Here is a 14913-nt window from a genome sequence, read left to right as displayed (position 1 = left end):
CGCGTCGTTAAACAACCGCTCCCCGCTCCGGCACCACTCGCCGCACCATGAACCAATAAAACAGCGCGGAACACCCCGCAATCAGCCCGCCTGAAATCAACGCGATCGAATACGAGCCGGTTTTATCGACGATAAACCCCGCCACTACCGGCGAGAACGCTCCGCCAAAATATCCGCCGAAATTCTGGATCGCGCTGACCGAGGCGACCATCGATTTGGGCGCAACGTCCGACGCCAACGCCCATGCAGCGCCGATAATCGCCGCAAGGAACGCAAGTCCCAGCGTCATCAGCGTGATGGTGACACCCAGCGAATCAACGAACGGAATGGCCACCGCGGAAGCCGCCGCACCGATCGCGCAGATCACGATCCACATGCGCTTAGCATCAATAGGCGTCGCCATGCCGCGATCGACCATCTTCTTGGTCAGATACCCCACGATGATCTCGCCCACCGCGCCGCCGATCCACGGAATGCTCGCGTAGATACCCAGTTGTACGAACGATATGTGAAAGCGATCGAGCAAATACAGCGGCAGGAACACGAGGAACAGGTTCCACAACCAGATCGCGCAAAAATAGCCAAGGATCATGCCCCACACGCTGCGGTGCGTGAAGAGCCCGCGCCACTCGTGGGTCGAATTGCTGATCGACCGCTCACGGCCGCCACCGCCCGCTTCTATATAAGCAAACTCCTGCTTCGAAAGCCGCTTGCTCTGCTCGGGGTTCCGATAGAGAAAGAGAAATACGATGGCGAACGCGATACCAACAAACCCCGCCACATGAAACAGCGAGCGCCATCCAAACGCGACCATCAACGCAACCAGCACCGCGGGCGCGAGCGCCGGTCCCCATTTCGATGACGAATCCCAAATGCCCGTGGCAAACCCGCGCTCCTTCATCGGGAACCACGCAGCTGTGATCTTCGCCGAGGTCGGCCAGCACGGCGCTTCGCCGACCGCCAGCAACGCACGCATCACGAGCAGCGCGCTGACCGATCCGACCACGCCGGTCATGTAGGTCGCGACGCTCCACCAGATCATGGCAATGGCGTAAGCCTTCTTCGCGCCAAACCGGTCGATCACCCATCCTGCCGGCAATTGCATCACCGCATAGGTCCACGCGAACACGGTGCCAAGCAAGCCGATCTGCGTGCGCGAAAGCCCAAGTTCGCGAATCATTTCCGGCGCCGCGATGGAAAGACTGGCGCGGTCGATGTAATTGATGATGCCGCCCGCCACCAGCCATATCAGCACGGTCCAGCGAAAATTCATACCGGCGCCGGCGGCTACTCCGGCTGGAGATACGAGCTTGTCAGCCACATCCGTCTCCTCGTCCATGCGAAGGGGCGGCCTCGATGGACGCCCATTTATGTTTATTAATAGTCACACTATATTTCGCATCGAAAGCAAGAGGCAGCGGCGTAAACCCGCACCAATCCGTTGATTAGTCTTACTATATCGCCCGATAATGGAAGATCAAACAACGGCTACGCGCGGCGCGTGCCGCCCTCTTCAAGCACGCTGTCCGCATCAACCCGGGCGCTTTCGAGTTGCACCAGACTTGCTTGCCGCGCGCCCAGCGGATCGCGGCTTTGAATGGCCGTGAGAATCGCCTTGTGCCGCGGCAGAGAGAGCGCGTGGGTATCGGGATGACGGCTCGTCAGGCGAATGGATTCGGACAACGCGAGCGACAACATATTGCCGATGTACGCCAGCATGTCGTTGTGAGTTGCCGCCATGATCGCGCGATGAAACTCCAGGTCGGGCTCGAGCAATTCGGGCGCGCTCGCGGCCGCTTCCATGCGCGAGTAAGCCGCCTCGATCCGGGCCAGATCCTCCCCGCTGCCGCTCGTGGCGGCGAGCGCCGCAGCAGCCGGTTCAATGATGCGCCGCACGGTGAGCAGCGACCGGAAGAACTCGCCTTCGGGCACGCTGCTGAGCGTCCAGTGGAGCACGTCGGGATCGAGCATATGCCAGTCAGCGCGCGGCCTGACGACACTGCCGACCCGCGGCTTCGACACCACCAGTCCCTTCGCCACGAGCACCCGCGTTGCCTCCCTCAGGACCGGGCGGCTCACGCCATAGGTTTCGCACAGCAGCACTTCGGCGGGCAGCCGTTCACCGGGCGCCACCTTGCCGCCGACGATATCCATGCCGAGATCCTGCACGATGCGCCCGTGCATGCTTTTGCCATGCTGGAGATGTCGATAGTCCATGTTCAATGAAAGATAAGCTTCAGTCCTGACCCGCTGACCGACGTAAGCACAGCATAAGTACGGCGTTCGAAAATTCAAAATAGTATGACTAAATTGAGGGTAAACGCGCTTGTGTCGTTTTTATCGAAACGCGCTTTGGCATTACTTCAATTGAGGAGATCTGCGCAGGAACGTCGCTGATCACGCGATGAATCGTGGACACGGGTCATCGGGCTGCTGCCGGCCGAGCTCAACCCGCTTCCATGTCCTTGCTCATCTTCCTCTATCCGGTCTCCTGCACTGACCGGCCCAAATGCGATAATCACGGACTGTCACCCTGTTTCCGGAGAACCATCCCATGAGCCGCCTCGACAACCCTTATCACGACCAGGAGGCCGGCCGTGCCGACTCGACGCAAGATACGACCCGCATCGACGACGTCCGCATCGGCGCCGTCCGCCCGCTGATTTCGCCTGCGCTGCTGCAAGACGACCTGCCCGTGCCGCTTGCGGTACAGACGCTGGTTGAAAAAAGCCGCGTCGAAATAGCCGACATCATTCAAGGCCGCGACGACCGGCTGGTCATTGTCGTCGGACCGTGCTCGATCCACGACCATGACCAGGCGCTCGAATACGCGCACCTGCTGAAGGCCACCGCTGACGAACTGCGTGACGACCTGCTGATCGTGATGCGCGTATATTTCGAAAAACCGCGTACCACCGTGGGCTGGAAGGGTTACATCAACGACCCGCTGCTGGACGGCACGTTCCGGATCAACGAAGGCCTGCGCCGCGCACGCCAGTTGCTGCTCGACATCAGCGGCATCGGCTTGCCAACGGGCACCGAGTTTCTTGACTTGCTGAGCCCGCAGTACATTGCGGACCTGATTGCGTGGGGCGCTATTGGCGCACGGACGACGGAGAGCCAGAGCCATCGGCAACTGGCTTCGGGCTTAAGCTGCCCGATCGGTTTCAAGAACGGCACCGACGGCGGCGTGCAGATCGCAGCGGACGCCATCGTCGCGGCCCAGGCAAGCCATGCGTTCATGGGCATGACCAAGATGGGCATGGCTGCCATCTTCGAAACCCGCGGCAACGCGGATGCACACGTGATCCTGCGCGGCGGCAAGAAGGGGCCGAACTACGATAGCGAAGGGGTCGCCACCGCCTGTGCCGCACTCAAGGACGTGGGACTTCGCGAACAGGTGATGATCGATTGCTCGCATGCGAATTCGGGCAAGTCGCACCTGCGCCAGATCGAGGTAGGTGAGGACATCGCGCGGCAATTGAGTGGCGGTGACAAGCGCATCATTGGCGTGATGATCGAAAGTCATCTCGACGAGGGACGGCAAGATCTGAAGCCCGGGGTGCCGCTGCGCCGCGGCGTCTCCATTACCGATGCCTGCCTCGCCTGGACTCAAACGGAGCCGGTATTGCAAACGCTCGCTGCTGCAGTACGTGAGCGCCGCAAGCACTGATCCTGATTCAATACGAGGCTTGGCGAGCCTCGTTTAACGTTGCATTGCCGCAAACCCATCGCGTGCTCACGTGATGATCGACTCTCCCTTCTCTCGCCTGTCTTGCACCCTCACCCGTGCAAGATAGGGTCATTGCTTAGCTTCCCATTGAATTTCATTCGGCATAGACTTAATCCCGTCAGCGTCATTCACTCACTGCAGTGAGTCGTCGCGAGTCGTCTTGCGTGAAGGTCTTGCATGAAGGTCTTGCATGAAGGTCTTGCATCAAGCGTTTTTCGTAGTGATTCGCAAGTTGAACCGGGACTGCACCCGTTCAATTCGTGCCCACCAACGTACGACCGAGGCGACACATCATGGCTGACACGAGTTACATGGCGCGTAAATCCGTTGCCGATATCGTCAAGAGTGCTGAGGGCGGCGAGCGCCCGCTAGCGAAGACGCTCGGGGCACTCAGTATTACGGCAATGGGCATTGGCGCCATCATCGGCGCCGGCATCTTCGTGCTGACTGGCACGGCCGCCGCGCAGTTCGCGGGACCGGCCATCATCCTGTCGTTCATCCTCGGCGGTATCGCCTGCGCGTTTGTCGGGCTATGTTATTCCGAGCTCGCCGCCATGTTGCCTGTATGCGGCAGCAGCTACACCTACACATACGCCACCCTAGGCGAGGTGTTTGCATGGATCATCGGCTGGGACCTGATCCTCGAGTACGCCATGGGCGCGTCCACCGTTGCGGTCGGTTGGTCGGGTTATATCGTCAGCCTGCTGCGTAACGTGGGTATTAATTTTCCACCCCAGATGGCGGCGGCTCCCGGCACCATGGTGAAGCTTGCCGACGGGACATCCGTGGCGGGAATCGTCAACCTGCCTGCCGTCTTCATCGTCGCGATCCTCACGCTCATGCTGGTGATGGGCACCAAGGAGTCGGCGCGCCTGAACAACGTGATGGTCGCGGTCAAGTTGTTCGTCGTGGTGGCGTTTCTCGCGCTGGGCGTGTTCTTCGTGCATCCGGCGAACTGGCATCCGTTCATCCCGGCCAACACCGGCGAATTCGGCAACTTCGGCATGAGCGGAATCCTGCGCGGCTCAGCAGTCGTGTTCTTTGCGTTCATCGGCTTCGATGCGGTATCGACCTGTGCGCAGGAAGCCAAGAAGCCGCAGCGCGACATGCCCGTCGGTATCCTTGGCTCACTGATCATCTGCACGATCCTGTACATCGCGGTGGCGGGGGTGCTCACCGGACTCGTGCCTTATGGCGAATTGAACGTGCCCGACCCGATTGCAAAGGGCGTCGACGTGATCGGCCTCACCTGGTTCTCCGTCCTCATCAAGATCGGTGCACTGACCGGCTTGACGACCGTGATCCTCGTGTTGTTGTACGGACAGAGCCGCATCTTCTTCACGATGTCGCAGGATGGCTTGCTGCCAGGATTGTTCGCGCGGGTTCATCCGCGTCTCAAGACGCCCCACCTCAGCCAGACCATGATCGGGGTGGTTGTCGCTGTCGTCGCGGCATTCACGCCGATCAGCGTGCTGGGCGAGATGGTGAGTATTGGCACCCTATTCGCCTTCGTCCTGGTGTGCGGCGCGGTGATCTATCTGCGGCGCAGCGACTCCGGTGCGAACCGGCCGTTTCGCGTGCCGGCAGTGCCGATCGTACCCATTCTCGGCATCCTGTTCTGCGTGCTCCTGATGACCGGCCTGCCGCTCGTCACATGGATGCGGCTCGTAGTCTGGCTGGTGATCGGGCTCGTGATCTACTTCTCGTATGGACGCAACAACTCGCGGCTGCGGCATCCGGAGCGGCACGTGGGATGACGCCGCGCTTCGCCCGGCGCTGACCAGGTCTCTCTGGCCGGCGGACTCAAACGGGGCCCTGAGTGATATCAGGCAGGCTGGATGTTCGACGCCTGCTTGCCCTTGGGGCCCTGGCCAATATCGAAACTCACTTTCTGGTTCTCGAGCAATGACTTGAAACCCTCGGTCTTGATCTCCGAGAAATGGGCGAACAGCTCCTCGCTGCCGTCGTCCGGCGTGATAAATCCAAAACCCTTTGCATCGCTGAACCACTTTACTCGTCCGGTCGGCATGGCCGTCTCCTGGCTGGAAAAAGGGGAACGGTATCACGCGCGGTGGTTTTCGTCGGCGCCGCTTTTTGTTGGCGTCGGCTGAACTTCAAATCGCCCGGCGCCCTGCGTCGAAAAATCCATTCTGAAGCGCCTTCCGCCGCCCTTTCAGCGCATCTCCGCGTTTACCTTCACTTATAAAAATTCTTTTCATATGTGAAAATTAGACGCAAAACCCATGCGGAGAACCCTTTCGGGGAGCCGCATCGACGGAACCAACCACCGAAAAAGGAGCATCAATGGTCAAGCGTGTCGAAGGCAAAAACATCGTGGTGACGGCTGCCGGCAAAGGCATCGGACGGGCTTCCGCGCTCATGCTCGCCGCTGAAGGCGCCCACGTCTGGGCAACCGATATCGACGAAAGCGCGCTCGTCGAACTCGCCCGCGACGCGGGAGAAGGCTCCACATTGCGCACCGCGCGCCTGGACGTGCTCGATTCCGCCGATGTCGACGCGTTCGCAGCCACGACCGGCCCGCTCGACGCACTGTTCAACTGCGCCGGCTACGTCCACGACGGCAACATCCTCAAGTGCACGGATAAAGACTGGGACTTCAGCTTCGACCTGAACGTCAAAGCCATGTACCGGACCATTCGCGCGTTCCTCCCCGCCATGATCGACGCAGGCAAGGGAGCATCGATCATCAACATGGCGTCCGCGGCGTCGAGCGTGAAAGGTGTGCCGAACCGCTTCGTTTATGGCGCATCCAAGGCGGCCGTGATCGGTTTGACGAAATCGGTCGCCGCCGATTTCGTCGGCCAGGCCATTCGTTGCAACGCCATTTGCCCCGGCACGATCGAGTCGCCTTCGCTGCGTGGACGGATCGCGAGTCAGGCCGCGGCGTCTCATCTGGACGAGGCGCAGGTTCGTGCCGCGTTCGTCGCGCGTCAGCCGATTGGACGGGTTGGGCGCGCCGAAGAAGTCGCGGCGCTGGTGACGTACCTTGCCTCCGATGAATCCGCGTTCACCACCGGCGCGATTCACATGATCGACGGCGGCTGGTCGAATTAAGCCAAATTGCTTCGTATCGCTTATTAATATAAAAAAAGAGGAGACTCCATGTCAGGATCGATTCCGCTAGCGGCGAGCCCGGAAGCCGCCGCTATGCTTGAAGAGAACGCGTATCGAAAGGCAGTGTGGCGGATCGTGCCGCTGCTGATCGTCTGCTTCATCTTCGCCTACTTCGATCGCGTCAACATCAGCTTCGCCAAGCTGCAGATGCAGGGCGACCTGGGCCTTTCGAACGCTGCGTATGGTTTTGGCGCCAGCATCTTCTTCGTGGGCTATTTCATCTTCGAGATTCCCAGCAACCTGATCCTCAGCCGCGTAGGCGCGCGTGTCTGGATCGCGCGCATCATGATCTCGTGGGGCATCGCTTCGGCCGCGATGATGTTCGTGACATCGGAAACGTGGTTCTATGTGCTGCGCTTCGTGATCGGCGCAACAGAAGCGGGCTTCCTGCCGGGCATCATCCTGTACTTCACGTACTGGTTCCCCGCCAAGCGGCGAGCGCGTATCAATGCACTTTTCATGACGTCGATCTCCATCTCGGGCGTGATCGGCGGCCCTTTGTCGGGCTTCATCATGACGCGCTTCGCCGGTCTCGGCGGACTGGCCGGCTGGCAGTGGCTGTTCCTGCTCGAAGGCTTGCCAACCGCCCTGCTCGGCTTGCTGGTGCTCGCGATTCTCGATGACCGCATTGCCAGCGCGAAGTGGCTCAGCAATGAAGAAAAGGCTGTCTTGCAAGCCAACCTGGATCGCGAGGACCACGGCACGTCGCACAAATTCATCGATGCCATGCGCCAGCCCGGCACGCTGCTGCTCTCGCTGATCTACCTCTTCATGCTGATGGGACTGTATGGCCTGACGTTCTGGATGCCGCAACTGATCAAGAACACCGGCATCACCAGTCCGATGACCATCGGTCTGCTGACAGCGATTCCGTATGCGGCGGCGGGCATTGGCATGGTGGCGCTCGGCAGGAGTTCGGACCGGCACGGCGAGCGCCGCTGGCACTTGGGACTGGCGGTCGGCGTGGGTGGCATCGGTTATATCCTGAGCGCGTATTTCGCACACGACACCACGCTTGCCATGATCTCGCTCGTGATTGCCGCCGTGGGGGCGATCGGCTGCCTGCCGGTGTTCTGGACCTTGCCGCCCGCGTTCCTGAGCGGCACGGCGGCGGCCGGCGGCATTGCGCTGATCAACTCCATCGGCAATCTGGGCGGCATCATCAGCCCGTATCTGGTCGGCAAGGTAGTGGATATGACCGGCGTGCCGTCAGGCGGTCTGTACGCTATCGCGGCGGTGCTGATCCTCGCGGCACTGCTGATCCTGTTCGGCTTGCCGGCGCGTATCGCCAACCGCGATCAAGCGCTTTGATGGTCTTGCTCAAGCCAATGCCGACGCGCTCCTTTTCGCTCACCAACTTGCCATGAATACAGTTCTGAAACCCTCCCGGAACGCGTCCGGCGAAAGCGCCGACAGCCCACGCTACGCCGCACCCGCCCTCGAAAAGGGACTCGATATTCTCGACGTGCTCGTGGACACCGCCGAGGGTTATACGCTCAACGAACTGTCTGTGAAGCTCGGGCGCACAGTGAGCGAAATCTTTCGCATGGTCGTGACGCTCGAGCGCCGCGGTTATGTGCAAGGCGATCATAACGACCGCTATACGCTGACGCTCAAGCTGTTCGAGATGGCGCACCGGCAACAGCCGATTCGATCGCTGACCGCCATGGCGCTGCCGCTGTTGCGCGATCTGGCGAACATGACGCGGCAGTCGTGTCATTTGTCGATCCATCACAGCGGCCGCGTAGCGGTCATCGCGCAAGTCGATAGTCCCGAGCGATGGTCCTTCGGGCTGAAAGTCGGCGCAGTGATGGGGCTGACCGACACCTCGTCGGGCCACGTGCTGCTCGCTTTCCGCGATCAGGCCGAGCGGGAGCGAATGCTTGCCGCGCATACGCGCGTGGAAGGCGAGAACGACGTGGAGCCGGCTGCCTTGCTGGCGCTGCTCGACGAGATTCGCGCGACCGGACATGAGATCGTGCCCAGCCGGCAAATGCGCGGCGTGACCAACGTGGCATTCCCGGTGATTGGGAGCAGCGGCGACGCGGTGGCGGCGGTCAATGTGCCGTATCTCGAACGCATCGATAAAAAGATCAATCCCGAATTCGACGAAGTTTGCAGGATGGTCGGCGAGATGACCGCGCGCTTGTCTGCGCTCATGGGGTTCAGCGGTTACAACCTGGAAGGCGAATAAGCCCTGCTTGCTTTGGTATGGGCGCTCGAATGCCGTCATTCGAGCGCCCGTTTGCGCGTTCGGAATTCATGTGATTTTTATTGTCAGATGAATTGTTACGAAATTTAAGCGTCCGCAGAGTAAAAAATAAAAAATAAATCAGCGCCGGTTTTAGCGCGATTTAATCGCGTTGACGAAATAAATGCGCAACCGTATAAAACCAGCAACGCCGCCCACTCTTACGCAGTCTTTCAATAATCCGACCCCGCCATTGCCGGCTTAGCCCGGATGCGCCCGGCCGGTCCAACAATCAGCCCACGGTGAAGACATCATGCGACAGACCAAAGTTTCGATTTGCCTGCCAACGTGCAACCGGCCCGAACTGCTGATGGAATCGCTTGCCTCGTGTCTTGAGCAAACCCACGCGAACATCGAAATAGTCATTGGTGACGATTCCAGCGATACGCGCACGCGTAACCTGATGGATACAACGTATTTGCACGAGACGCGCATCTCCTACGTCAAGAATGAACCGCCGCTCGGGCAGGCCGACAATATTGCCAGCCTTTTCAACCGCGCCACCGGCGATAAAATCCTCCTGATTCACGATGACGACGCGCTCAAACCCGACTGCATAGAACGCCTGCTGTCCGCCTGGAACCTCTACCCGGACCTGGAAATCGCATTCGGCGACCAATATCAGATGGACGATACCGGCCGGGTCGATATGGAAGCGAGCCGTCAGCTCAATACGGATTATCACCGCACGGACGCCGCGGTCGGCCTGCAGGACAATCCCGGACGCGTCGGCCTGATTCAGATGATGCCCAACAATGGCTGGCTCGCGAATGCGGCTCTGGTCAAGAAAATCAGCTACAGGAAGCAATACGGCATCGGTTGTGAATTCGTGTTCGGCGCGCAGATTTGCATTGCCGCGCGCAAGGTGTATTACCTCAAGGAATACGTGTCGTTTTATCGGAAGACCGACGTTTCGATGTCCAAGACCACGGCGCGCTCGACCACCGCCGCAGCCGTATTGGCCTACGACTTTCTTAAGTCACTGAAGCTTGACAGCAGCCTTGAGCCGGCGCGTGAACTGGCGCTCAAGCGAATCGTGCCGATCGTGGTGTCGGTCTATGCACGCAACCATCAACCCATGCAAGGGCTGAGCATAGCGCTCGCGCATTTGTACGCGTACAACTATGGGCTAAGCAAACGGCTCTACTTCCACCTGATGCTGATCCTCAAGGGATTCGCCAGCGCGGAAAGCTATAAAAGCAGCACGCAAAACGGCTGAAACGGGACGCTTTCCGCCAGGATTCAGCCCGGGTTCACCGCGATCCCGGGTGGACAAATGACGCGGCCGGGTTAATCGCTGTTATTTTGCATTGCGAACATTTTGCTTGGGTACTGGTGGGACACGTTCCGCGCGCTGTCTCGCGAAGAGCGCGCGTAGACGCGTACCCCGGCGGCGCCTTCTAGCCGCCTTGAGCGTTATTGAACGCTATTAAGCCCTGAAAGCGTGTCGCGTTTGATCTTCTTCGCGATCGACCACTTGTGTACTTCCGTGGGGCCGTCGTAGATACGAAACGCCCGAATCTCACGGAACACTTGCTCGACCACCGTATCGCGCGATACACCGGTGCCGCCCATCACCTGCACACAGCGGTCGGCCACGCGGAACAGCGCGTCGGCTACGGCAACCTTGGTCATCGAACTTTCGGATGTGCCTAGCGAGCCGCCATCGAGTACGGCTGCACACCAGTCGATCATCAGTTCCGCCTGCTGCAAATCGATCAGATTCTCCGCAAGCATGAAGCCCACGCCTTCGTGATCGATCAGCAACTTCCCGAATGCGCGGCGCGTGCAGGCGTAGTGTGTCGCGATCTCATGCGCGCGCGTGGTCGCGCCATGCCAGCGCATGCAATGTGATAGCCGCGCGGGCGACAGCCTGATCTGCGCATATTTGAATCCCTCGTGCGCTTCACCCAGCACCTGGTCGTCTGGCACTCGCAAACCATTGATGCGCACCACCGCGTGACCGCCGGGCATCGAACTGTCGATCGTGTCGAGGATTCGTTCGAGATGAATGGCGGGATGCGGCAAGTCGACCAGGAACATGGTCGCCCTGACTTTGTCCTCACGGTCTGCGCCCGTGCTGCTGCGCGCCATCACAATGCCGACCGATGCCCCTTCAGCGCCGGTAATGAAGGCCTTTGTACCGTCGATGACCCAGTGCTCGCCATCGCGTCTGGCCGTGGTCTGGAGCATGGAAGGATCGGAGCCCGCGCCGCCATCCGACGCGGGTTCGGTCATGAAGAATGCCGAGCGGACATCGCCCGCTACGAGCGGCGCGAGAAACCGCTCCTTCTGCGCCGCGGTGCCAATCTTGCCGATCAGGTACATGTTGCCTTCGTCCGGCGCGGCGGTATTGACCGCCACCGGGCCGAGCGGCGACAAGCCCGACTGCTTCAGGACAGTTGCAGTTTCGAGTTGCGTGAGATGGCCGCCTCCGGCCAGGATATGCGGCGTAAGAACGCCCGCCGCGCGCGCCTTGGCGCGCAGTTCGCGCACCAGTTCCTCACTCGGGCCGTGAGTGCCGCAACGCGGATCGCGTTCGTAGGGGACCACCACCGTGCGCACGAACTCTTCCACACGCTTGGCGATTTCGCTCGCGCGCTCCGTCTGTACAACGTCCATGCTGCTCATGCAGGGTCTCCTTTCCTGGCGCCACGAAACGCGGGGGCATTATCTTCGGGTTAATCGATCAAATGGCGGCGACACCACGATGTTGCCGGTCGCCGTCATGATAGCGATGCGCCGGGCCGGCCAGTGGCGCGTCGGCTCAATCCATGAGAACAATCATAGCCTTGTTCCAGCGCTGACCCGGGAAGCACGATGATGGCGTTGAAGGTCGCCGAAGTTACGCCAATTTAGCTGCGTGAGCGCTCCCGGACATTGACTCCGCGCACACGGCGATAACCTGTCGAAGCCATAAAACAGCGGGAACCAAGGCACAGGGTAAATGTGCAGCCAAACCAGTCTTGCGGTGCTTTCCCTTATGCAATTAATGACACGCTGGCGCGCTCGCCCAAGCGCGGCGTATAGTTTGCTGCTCGTGCGGTCCAAGCCAAGCGCGTCCACTCGCGCAGTCCGCGCCCCGGATTCCACCTTCCAAGGAGAGTCGCGATGACGTCGGTGTTGTTTCGCAACGGTGCGCTGCTGGACCCGTTGCAGCCAGAGCTGATCCCCGGCCACGAGGTCCTGGTCGAAGACGGGCAAATCAAGGAAGTCTCCGACCGCCCGATCAAAACCGCCAGTGCCCGTGTGATCGATTTGAAAGGCAAGACGTTGATGCCCGGCCTGATCGATCTCCACGTGCATGTGATTGCGGTCGAATTCAATCTCCCGCGCGTGATGACCCTGCCCAACGTGCTCGTCACGCTGCGCGCCGTGCCGTTGATGCGCGCGATGCTGCGGCGAGGCTTCACCACCATCCGCGACGCAGGCGGCGCAGGCTATCCGTTCAAGCAGGCCGTGGAAGCCGGATTGGCCGAAGGCCCGCGCATGTTCGTCTCCGGCCGCGCGCTGAGCCAGACCGGTGGTCATGGCGACATGCGCACGCGCACCGACTACATGCCACCGGATTCGCCTTGCGGATGTTGTGTACGCGTCGGCGCTCTTACGCGTGTAGCGGATGGCGTGGACGAAGTGCGACGCGCCGTTCGCGAAGAGCTTCAGATGGGCGCGGACCAGATCAAGATCATGGCATCCGGCGGGGTTGCATCGCCGACGGACCCCGTCGGTGCATGGGGATACTCCGAGGACGAGATCCGCGCGATCGTGGCCGAGGCGCGCGGCCGCCAGACCTACGTGCTGGCTCACGCCTACACGCCCGATGCCATCGCGCGTGCGGTGCGCTGCGGCGTGCGCACGATCGAGCACGGCAATCTCATCGACGACGCCACGGCCCGCTTGGTCGCGGAACACGATGCCTTCGTGGTCCCCACGCTTGTGACCTATGAAGCGCTCGCCAGCGAGGGCGCCAAATACGGCCTGCCGGAAGCGAGCCTGGCGAAGGTGGCCGACGTACACGAAGCCGGCCTCAGGTCTCTCGAGATATTGAAACGCGCGGGCGTACGCATGGGCTTCGGCACGGACCTGCTGGGTGAAGCGCAGCGTCTGCAAAGCGATGAATTCCGCCTGCGCACCGAGGTTTTATCGCCGGCTGAAGCCATAGCAAGCGCAACGGTGGTCGGCGCCGATGTACTCGGCATGACCGGCAAACTCGGCCGCCTCGTGCCGGGCGCGTTCGCCGATGTGCTGGTCGTCGACGGCGATCCGCTGCGATCCATCGACTGCCTGCTCGGTCAGGGCGAACACCTTCCGTTCGTGATGAAAGGCGGCCATATCCACTTCGATGAACTCGAACACGCTTAAAGCTCAAACCGATTCCGCTCATTCCTGACAGCGAGGCGCGTTACCCATGTCGACGATTTCCGCCCGTATCGAACGCATGCCGTTTTCATCTTTTCATCGACGGCTGCTGTTGATGGGCGGGCTCGGCTACACCTTCGACGCGATGGACGCCGCCGTGCTCGCCTTCCTGCTGCCGGTGCTGCGCACGCAGTGGGGGCTTACCAGCGTGCAGACGGGCGTGCTCGGCAGCGGCACCTTTATCGGCTACTTCCTCGGGGCGATGCTGGCGGGCATTCTCGGCGACCTGATCGGACGGCGGCGCGTCATGATGTATGCGTTGGTGATCTACTGCGTTGCATCGCTGGCCAGCGCAACCGCGCACGACTGGCCGTTCTTCCTCGGAACACGCATTCTTGCCGGACTCGGGACAGGCGCCGAAAGCGCGATCGTCGCGCCGTTCCTGTCGGAGTTCGTCGCGCGGCGGTATCGCGGCGCATTCACGGGCAGCCTCGCCGGCTTCTTCTCATTCGGTTTCGTGGCGGCTGCGCTGCTTGGTTATTTCGTGATCCCGCTGGCGCCGAACGCGTGGCGCGTGGTGATGGTGATCACCGCCCTGCCGATCGTGATGTTGCTATGGTGGCGGCGCGCGTTGCCCGAATCGCCGCGCTGGCTGGTTGCGCGCGGGCGGCACGCGGAAGCCGAGGCAATCGTCGCGAAGGCGGAAGCCGAGTTGATGGCGGCGGGCGTAAAACTCGAACCCTTGCCGGCAACTGACGCGGCGGCCGCAGCGGAAGTTCCTATTGCGGCTGAACGCGCGTCGGCGCTCGCGAATGTGAAGGCGCTCTGGTCACGTCAACTCGCGCGCATTACGGCCATGACATGGCTCATGTGGTTGTCGATCACCTTCAGTTACTACGCATTCTTTACGTGGATTCCGAGTCTGCTCGTGCAGAGCGGCATGACGATCACACGCAGCTTTTCTTACTCGCTCGTGATCTATATCGCTCAGATACCAGGCTATTTCTCGGGTGCATGGTTGAACGAAAAGATCGGGCGGCAGGCGACCATTGCGTCGTACATGGTGCTGGGGGGCGTGTCGGCACTGGGCCTTGCGCTCACGCGCAGCGACTCGGGCATCATGATGTCCGGCGTGCTGCTGTCGTTCTTCATGAACGGCACGTATGCGGGTGTTTATGCGTACACGCCCGAAGTATTTCCAACCGATGTCCGCGCGACCGGCGCGGGTCTCGCTTCATCCATCGGCCGGCTGGGCGCGATCGCCGCGCCTATTTTAGTGGGGTACGTGTACCCTATTCTGGGCTTTCCCGGCGTGTTCGGCGCAACCACGTTCGTGCTGCTGGTCGGTGCGGCGGCGGTGGTGCTGATGGGCGTGCCGACGCGTGGACGGTCGCTCGAAGATATCGCGGCGCAGCAGTTGCGCAGTTAGCCGACA

12 protein-coding genes are annotated in these 14913 nt (G+C 60.9%); 8 read left to right on the top strand and 4 right to left on the bottom strand.

The window, feature by feature from the left end; all coding sequences use genetic code 11:
* Window positions 1–7: 7 nt before the first annotated feature.
* A complete protein-coding gene (locus tag ACSOSP_RS37540; protein ID WP_455314078.1) occupies window positions 8–1321 on the bottom strand; it encodes an MFS transporter in 1314 nt (437 codons plus the stop codon).
* Window positions 1322–1488: 167 nt separating this feature from the next.
* Window positions 1489–2217: a FadR/GntR family transcriptional regulator gene (locus ACSOSP_RS37535; RefSeq protein ID WP_455314077.1), complete on the bottom strand. Its 729-nt coding sequence runs from the start codon at window positions 2215–2217 to the stop codon at window positions 1489–1491.
* Window positions 2218–2554: 337 nt separating this feature from the next.
* Between ACSOSP_RS37535 and ACSOSP_RS37530 the strand changes: the two genes are divergently transcribed.
* Both ACSOSP_RS37530 and ACSOSP_RS37525 read left to right on the top strand, forming a co-directional pair.
* The gene (locus tag ACSOSP_RS37530; RefSeq protein ID WP_455314076.1) at window positions 2555–3673 is read left to right on the top strand and encodes a 3-deoxy-7-phosphoheptulonate synthase; all 1119 of its coding nucleotides are present in this window, start codon (window positions 2555–2557) and stop codon (window positions 3671–3673) included.
* A 353-nt stretch (window positions 3674–4026) separates the two neighbouring features.
* A complete protein-coding gene (locus ACSOSP_RS37525) occupies window positions 4027–5490 on the top strand; it encodes an amino acid permease (protein WP_455314075.1) in 1464 nt (487 codons plus the stop codon).
* A gap of 68 nt (window positions 5491–5558) precedes the next feature.
* On the opposite strand, the gene ACSOSP_RS37520 is transcribed toward ACSOSP_RS37525, so the two are convergent.
* Window positions 5559–5762 (bottom strand): cold-shock protein, encoded by a 204-nt coding sequence (locus ACSOSP_RS37520; RefSeq protein ID WP_031363642.1) that lies wholly within the window; start codon window positions 5760–5762, stop codon window positions 5559–5561.
* Window positions 5763–6037: 275 nt separating this feature from the next.
* On the opposite strand from ACSOSP_RS37520, the gene ACSOSP_RS37515 reads away from it, so the two are divergent.
* The 4 genes from ACSOSP_RS37515 (at window position 6038) to ACSOSP_RS37500 (ending at window position 10338) form a co-directional block, all read left to right on the top strand.
* On the top strand, window positions 6038–6808 hold the full coding sequence (locus ACSOSP_RS37515; protein ID WP_455314074.1) for an SDR family oxidoreductase: 771 nt from the start codon (window positions 6038–6040) through the stop codon (window positions 6806–6808).
* Between the two features lie 48 nt (window positions 6809–6856).
* Window positions 6857–8179, top strand: coding sequence for an MFS transporter (locus tag ACSOSP_RS37510; protein WP_455314073.1), 1323 nt, complete (start codon window positions 6857–6859; stop codon window positions 8177–8179).
* Window positions 8180–8231: 52 nt separating this feature from the next.
* Window positions 8232–9062: an IclR family transcriptional regulator gene (locus ACSOSP_RS37505; RefSeq protein WP_455314072.1), complete on the top strand. Its 831-nt coding sequence runs from the start codon at window positions 8232–8234 to the stop codon at window positions 9060–9062.
* Window positions 9063–9372: 310 nt separating this feature from the next.
* On the top strand, window positions 9373–10338 hold the full coding sequence (locus tag ACSOSP_RS37500; protein ID WP_455314071.1) for a glycosyltransferase family 2 protein: 966 nt from the start codon (window positions 9373–9375) through the stop codon (window positions 10336–10338).
* Window positions 10339–10535: 197 nt separating this feature from the next.
* Here ACSOSP_RS37500 and ACSOSP_RS37495 read toward each other — a convergent pair whose 3' ends face one another.
* Window positions 10536–11741 carry an acyl-CoA dehydrogenase family protein gene (locus ACSOSP_RS37495; RefSeq protein WP_455315358.1) on the bottom strand — a complete coding sequence of 402 codons (1206 nt, stop codon included), beginning with the start codon at window positions 11739–11741 and terminating at the stop codon, window positions 10536–10538.
* Between the two features lie 489 nt (window positions 11742–12230).
* Here ACSOSP_RS37495 and ACSOSP_RS37490 point away from each other — a divergent pair, with 489 nt between their 5' ends.
* Window positions 12231–13481: an amidohydrolase family protein gene (locus ACSOSP_RS37490; protein ID WP_455314070.1), complete on the top strand. Its 1251-nt coding sequence runs from the start codon at window positions 12231–12233 to the stop codon at window positions 13479–13481.
* 46 nt (window positions 13482–13527) lie between these two features.
* Entirely contained in the window at window positions 13528–14907 is a 1380-nt protein-coding gene (locus tag ACSOSP_RS37485; RefSeq protein ID WP_455314069.1) for an MFS transporter, read from the top strand.
* The last annotated feature ends 6 nt before the right edge of the window (window positions 14908–14913 follow it).

Source organism: Caballeronia sp. KNU42, from assembly GCF_053760385.1.
This window is presented reverse-complemented; position numbering and strand designations above follow the sequence as displayed.

What these genes read in the sequence shown, in the direction of transcription:
- ACSOSP_RS37520 (WP_031363642.1), bottom strand. Translation starts at nt 5,762, where the DNA reads ATGCCGACCGGACGAGTAAAGTGGTTCAGCGATGCAAAGGGTTTTGGA.
- ACSOSP_RS37530 (WP_455314076.1), top strand. Translation starts at nt 2,555, where the DNA reads ATGAGCCGCCTCGACAACCCTTATCACGACCAGGAGGCCGGCCGTGCC.
- ACSOSP_RS37525 (WP_455314075.1), top strand. Translation starts at nt 4,027, where the DNA reads ATGGCTGACACGAGTTACATGGCGCGTAAATCCGTTGCCGATATCGTC.
- ACSOSP_RS37485 (WP_455314069.1), top strand. Translation starts at nt 13,528, where the DNA reads ATGTCGACGATTTCCGCCCGTATCGAACGCATGCCGTTTTCATCTTTT.
- ACSOSP_RS37495 (WP_455315358.1), bottom strand. Translation starts at nt 11,741, where the DNA reads ATGGACGTTGTACAGACGGAGCGCGCGAGCGAAATCGCCAAGCGTGTG.
- ACSOSP_RS37490 (WP_455314070.1), top strand. Translation starts at nt 12,231, where the DNA reads ATGACGTCGGTGTTGTTTCGCAACGGTGCGCTGCTGGACCCGTTGCAG.
- ACSOSP_RS37500 (WP_455314071.1), top strand. Translation starts at nt 9,373, where the DNA reads ATGCGACAGACCAAAGTTTCGATTTGCCTGCCAACGTGCAACCGGCCC.
- ACSOSP_RS37535 (WP_455314077.1), bottom strand. Translation starts at nt 2,217, where the DNA reads ATGGACTATCGACATCTCCAGCATGGCAAAAGCATGCACGGGCGCATC.
- ACSOSP_RS37510 (WP_455314073.1), top strand. Translation starts at nt 6,857, where the DNA reads ATGTCAGGATCGATTCCGCTAGCGGCGAGCCCGGAAGCCGCCGCTATG.
- ACSOSP_RS37515 (WP_455314074.1), top strand. Translation starts at nt 6,038, where the DNA reads ATGGTCAAGCGTGTCGAAGGCAAAAACATCGTGGTGACGGCTGCCGGC.
- ACSOSP_RS37505 (WP_455314072.1), top strand. Translation starts at nt 8,232, where the DNA reads ATGAATACAGTTCTGAAACCCTCCCGGAACGCGTCCGGCGAAAGCGCC.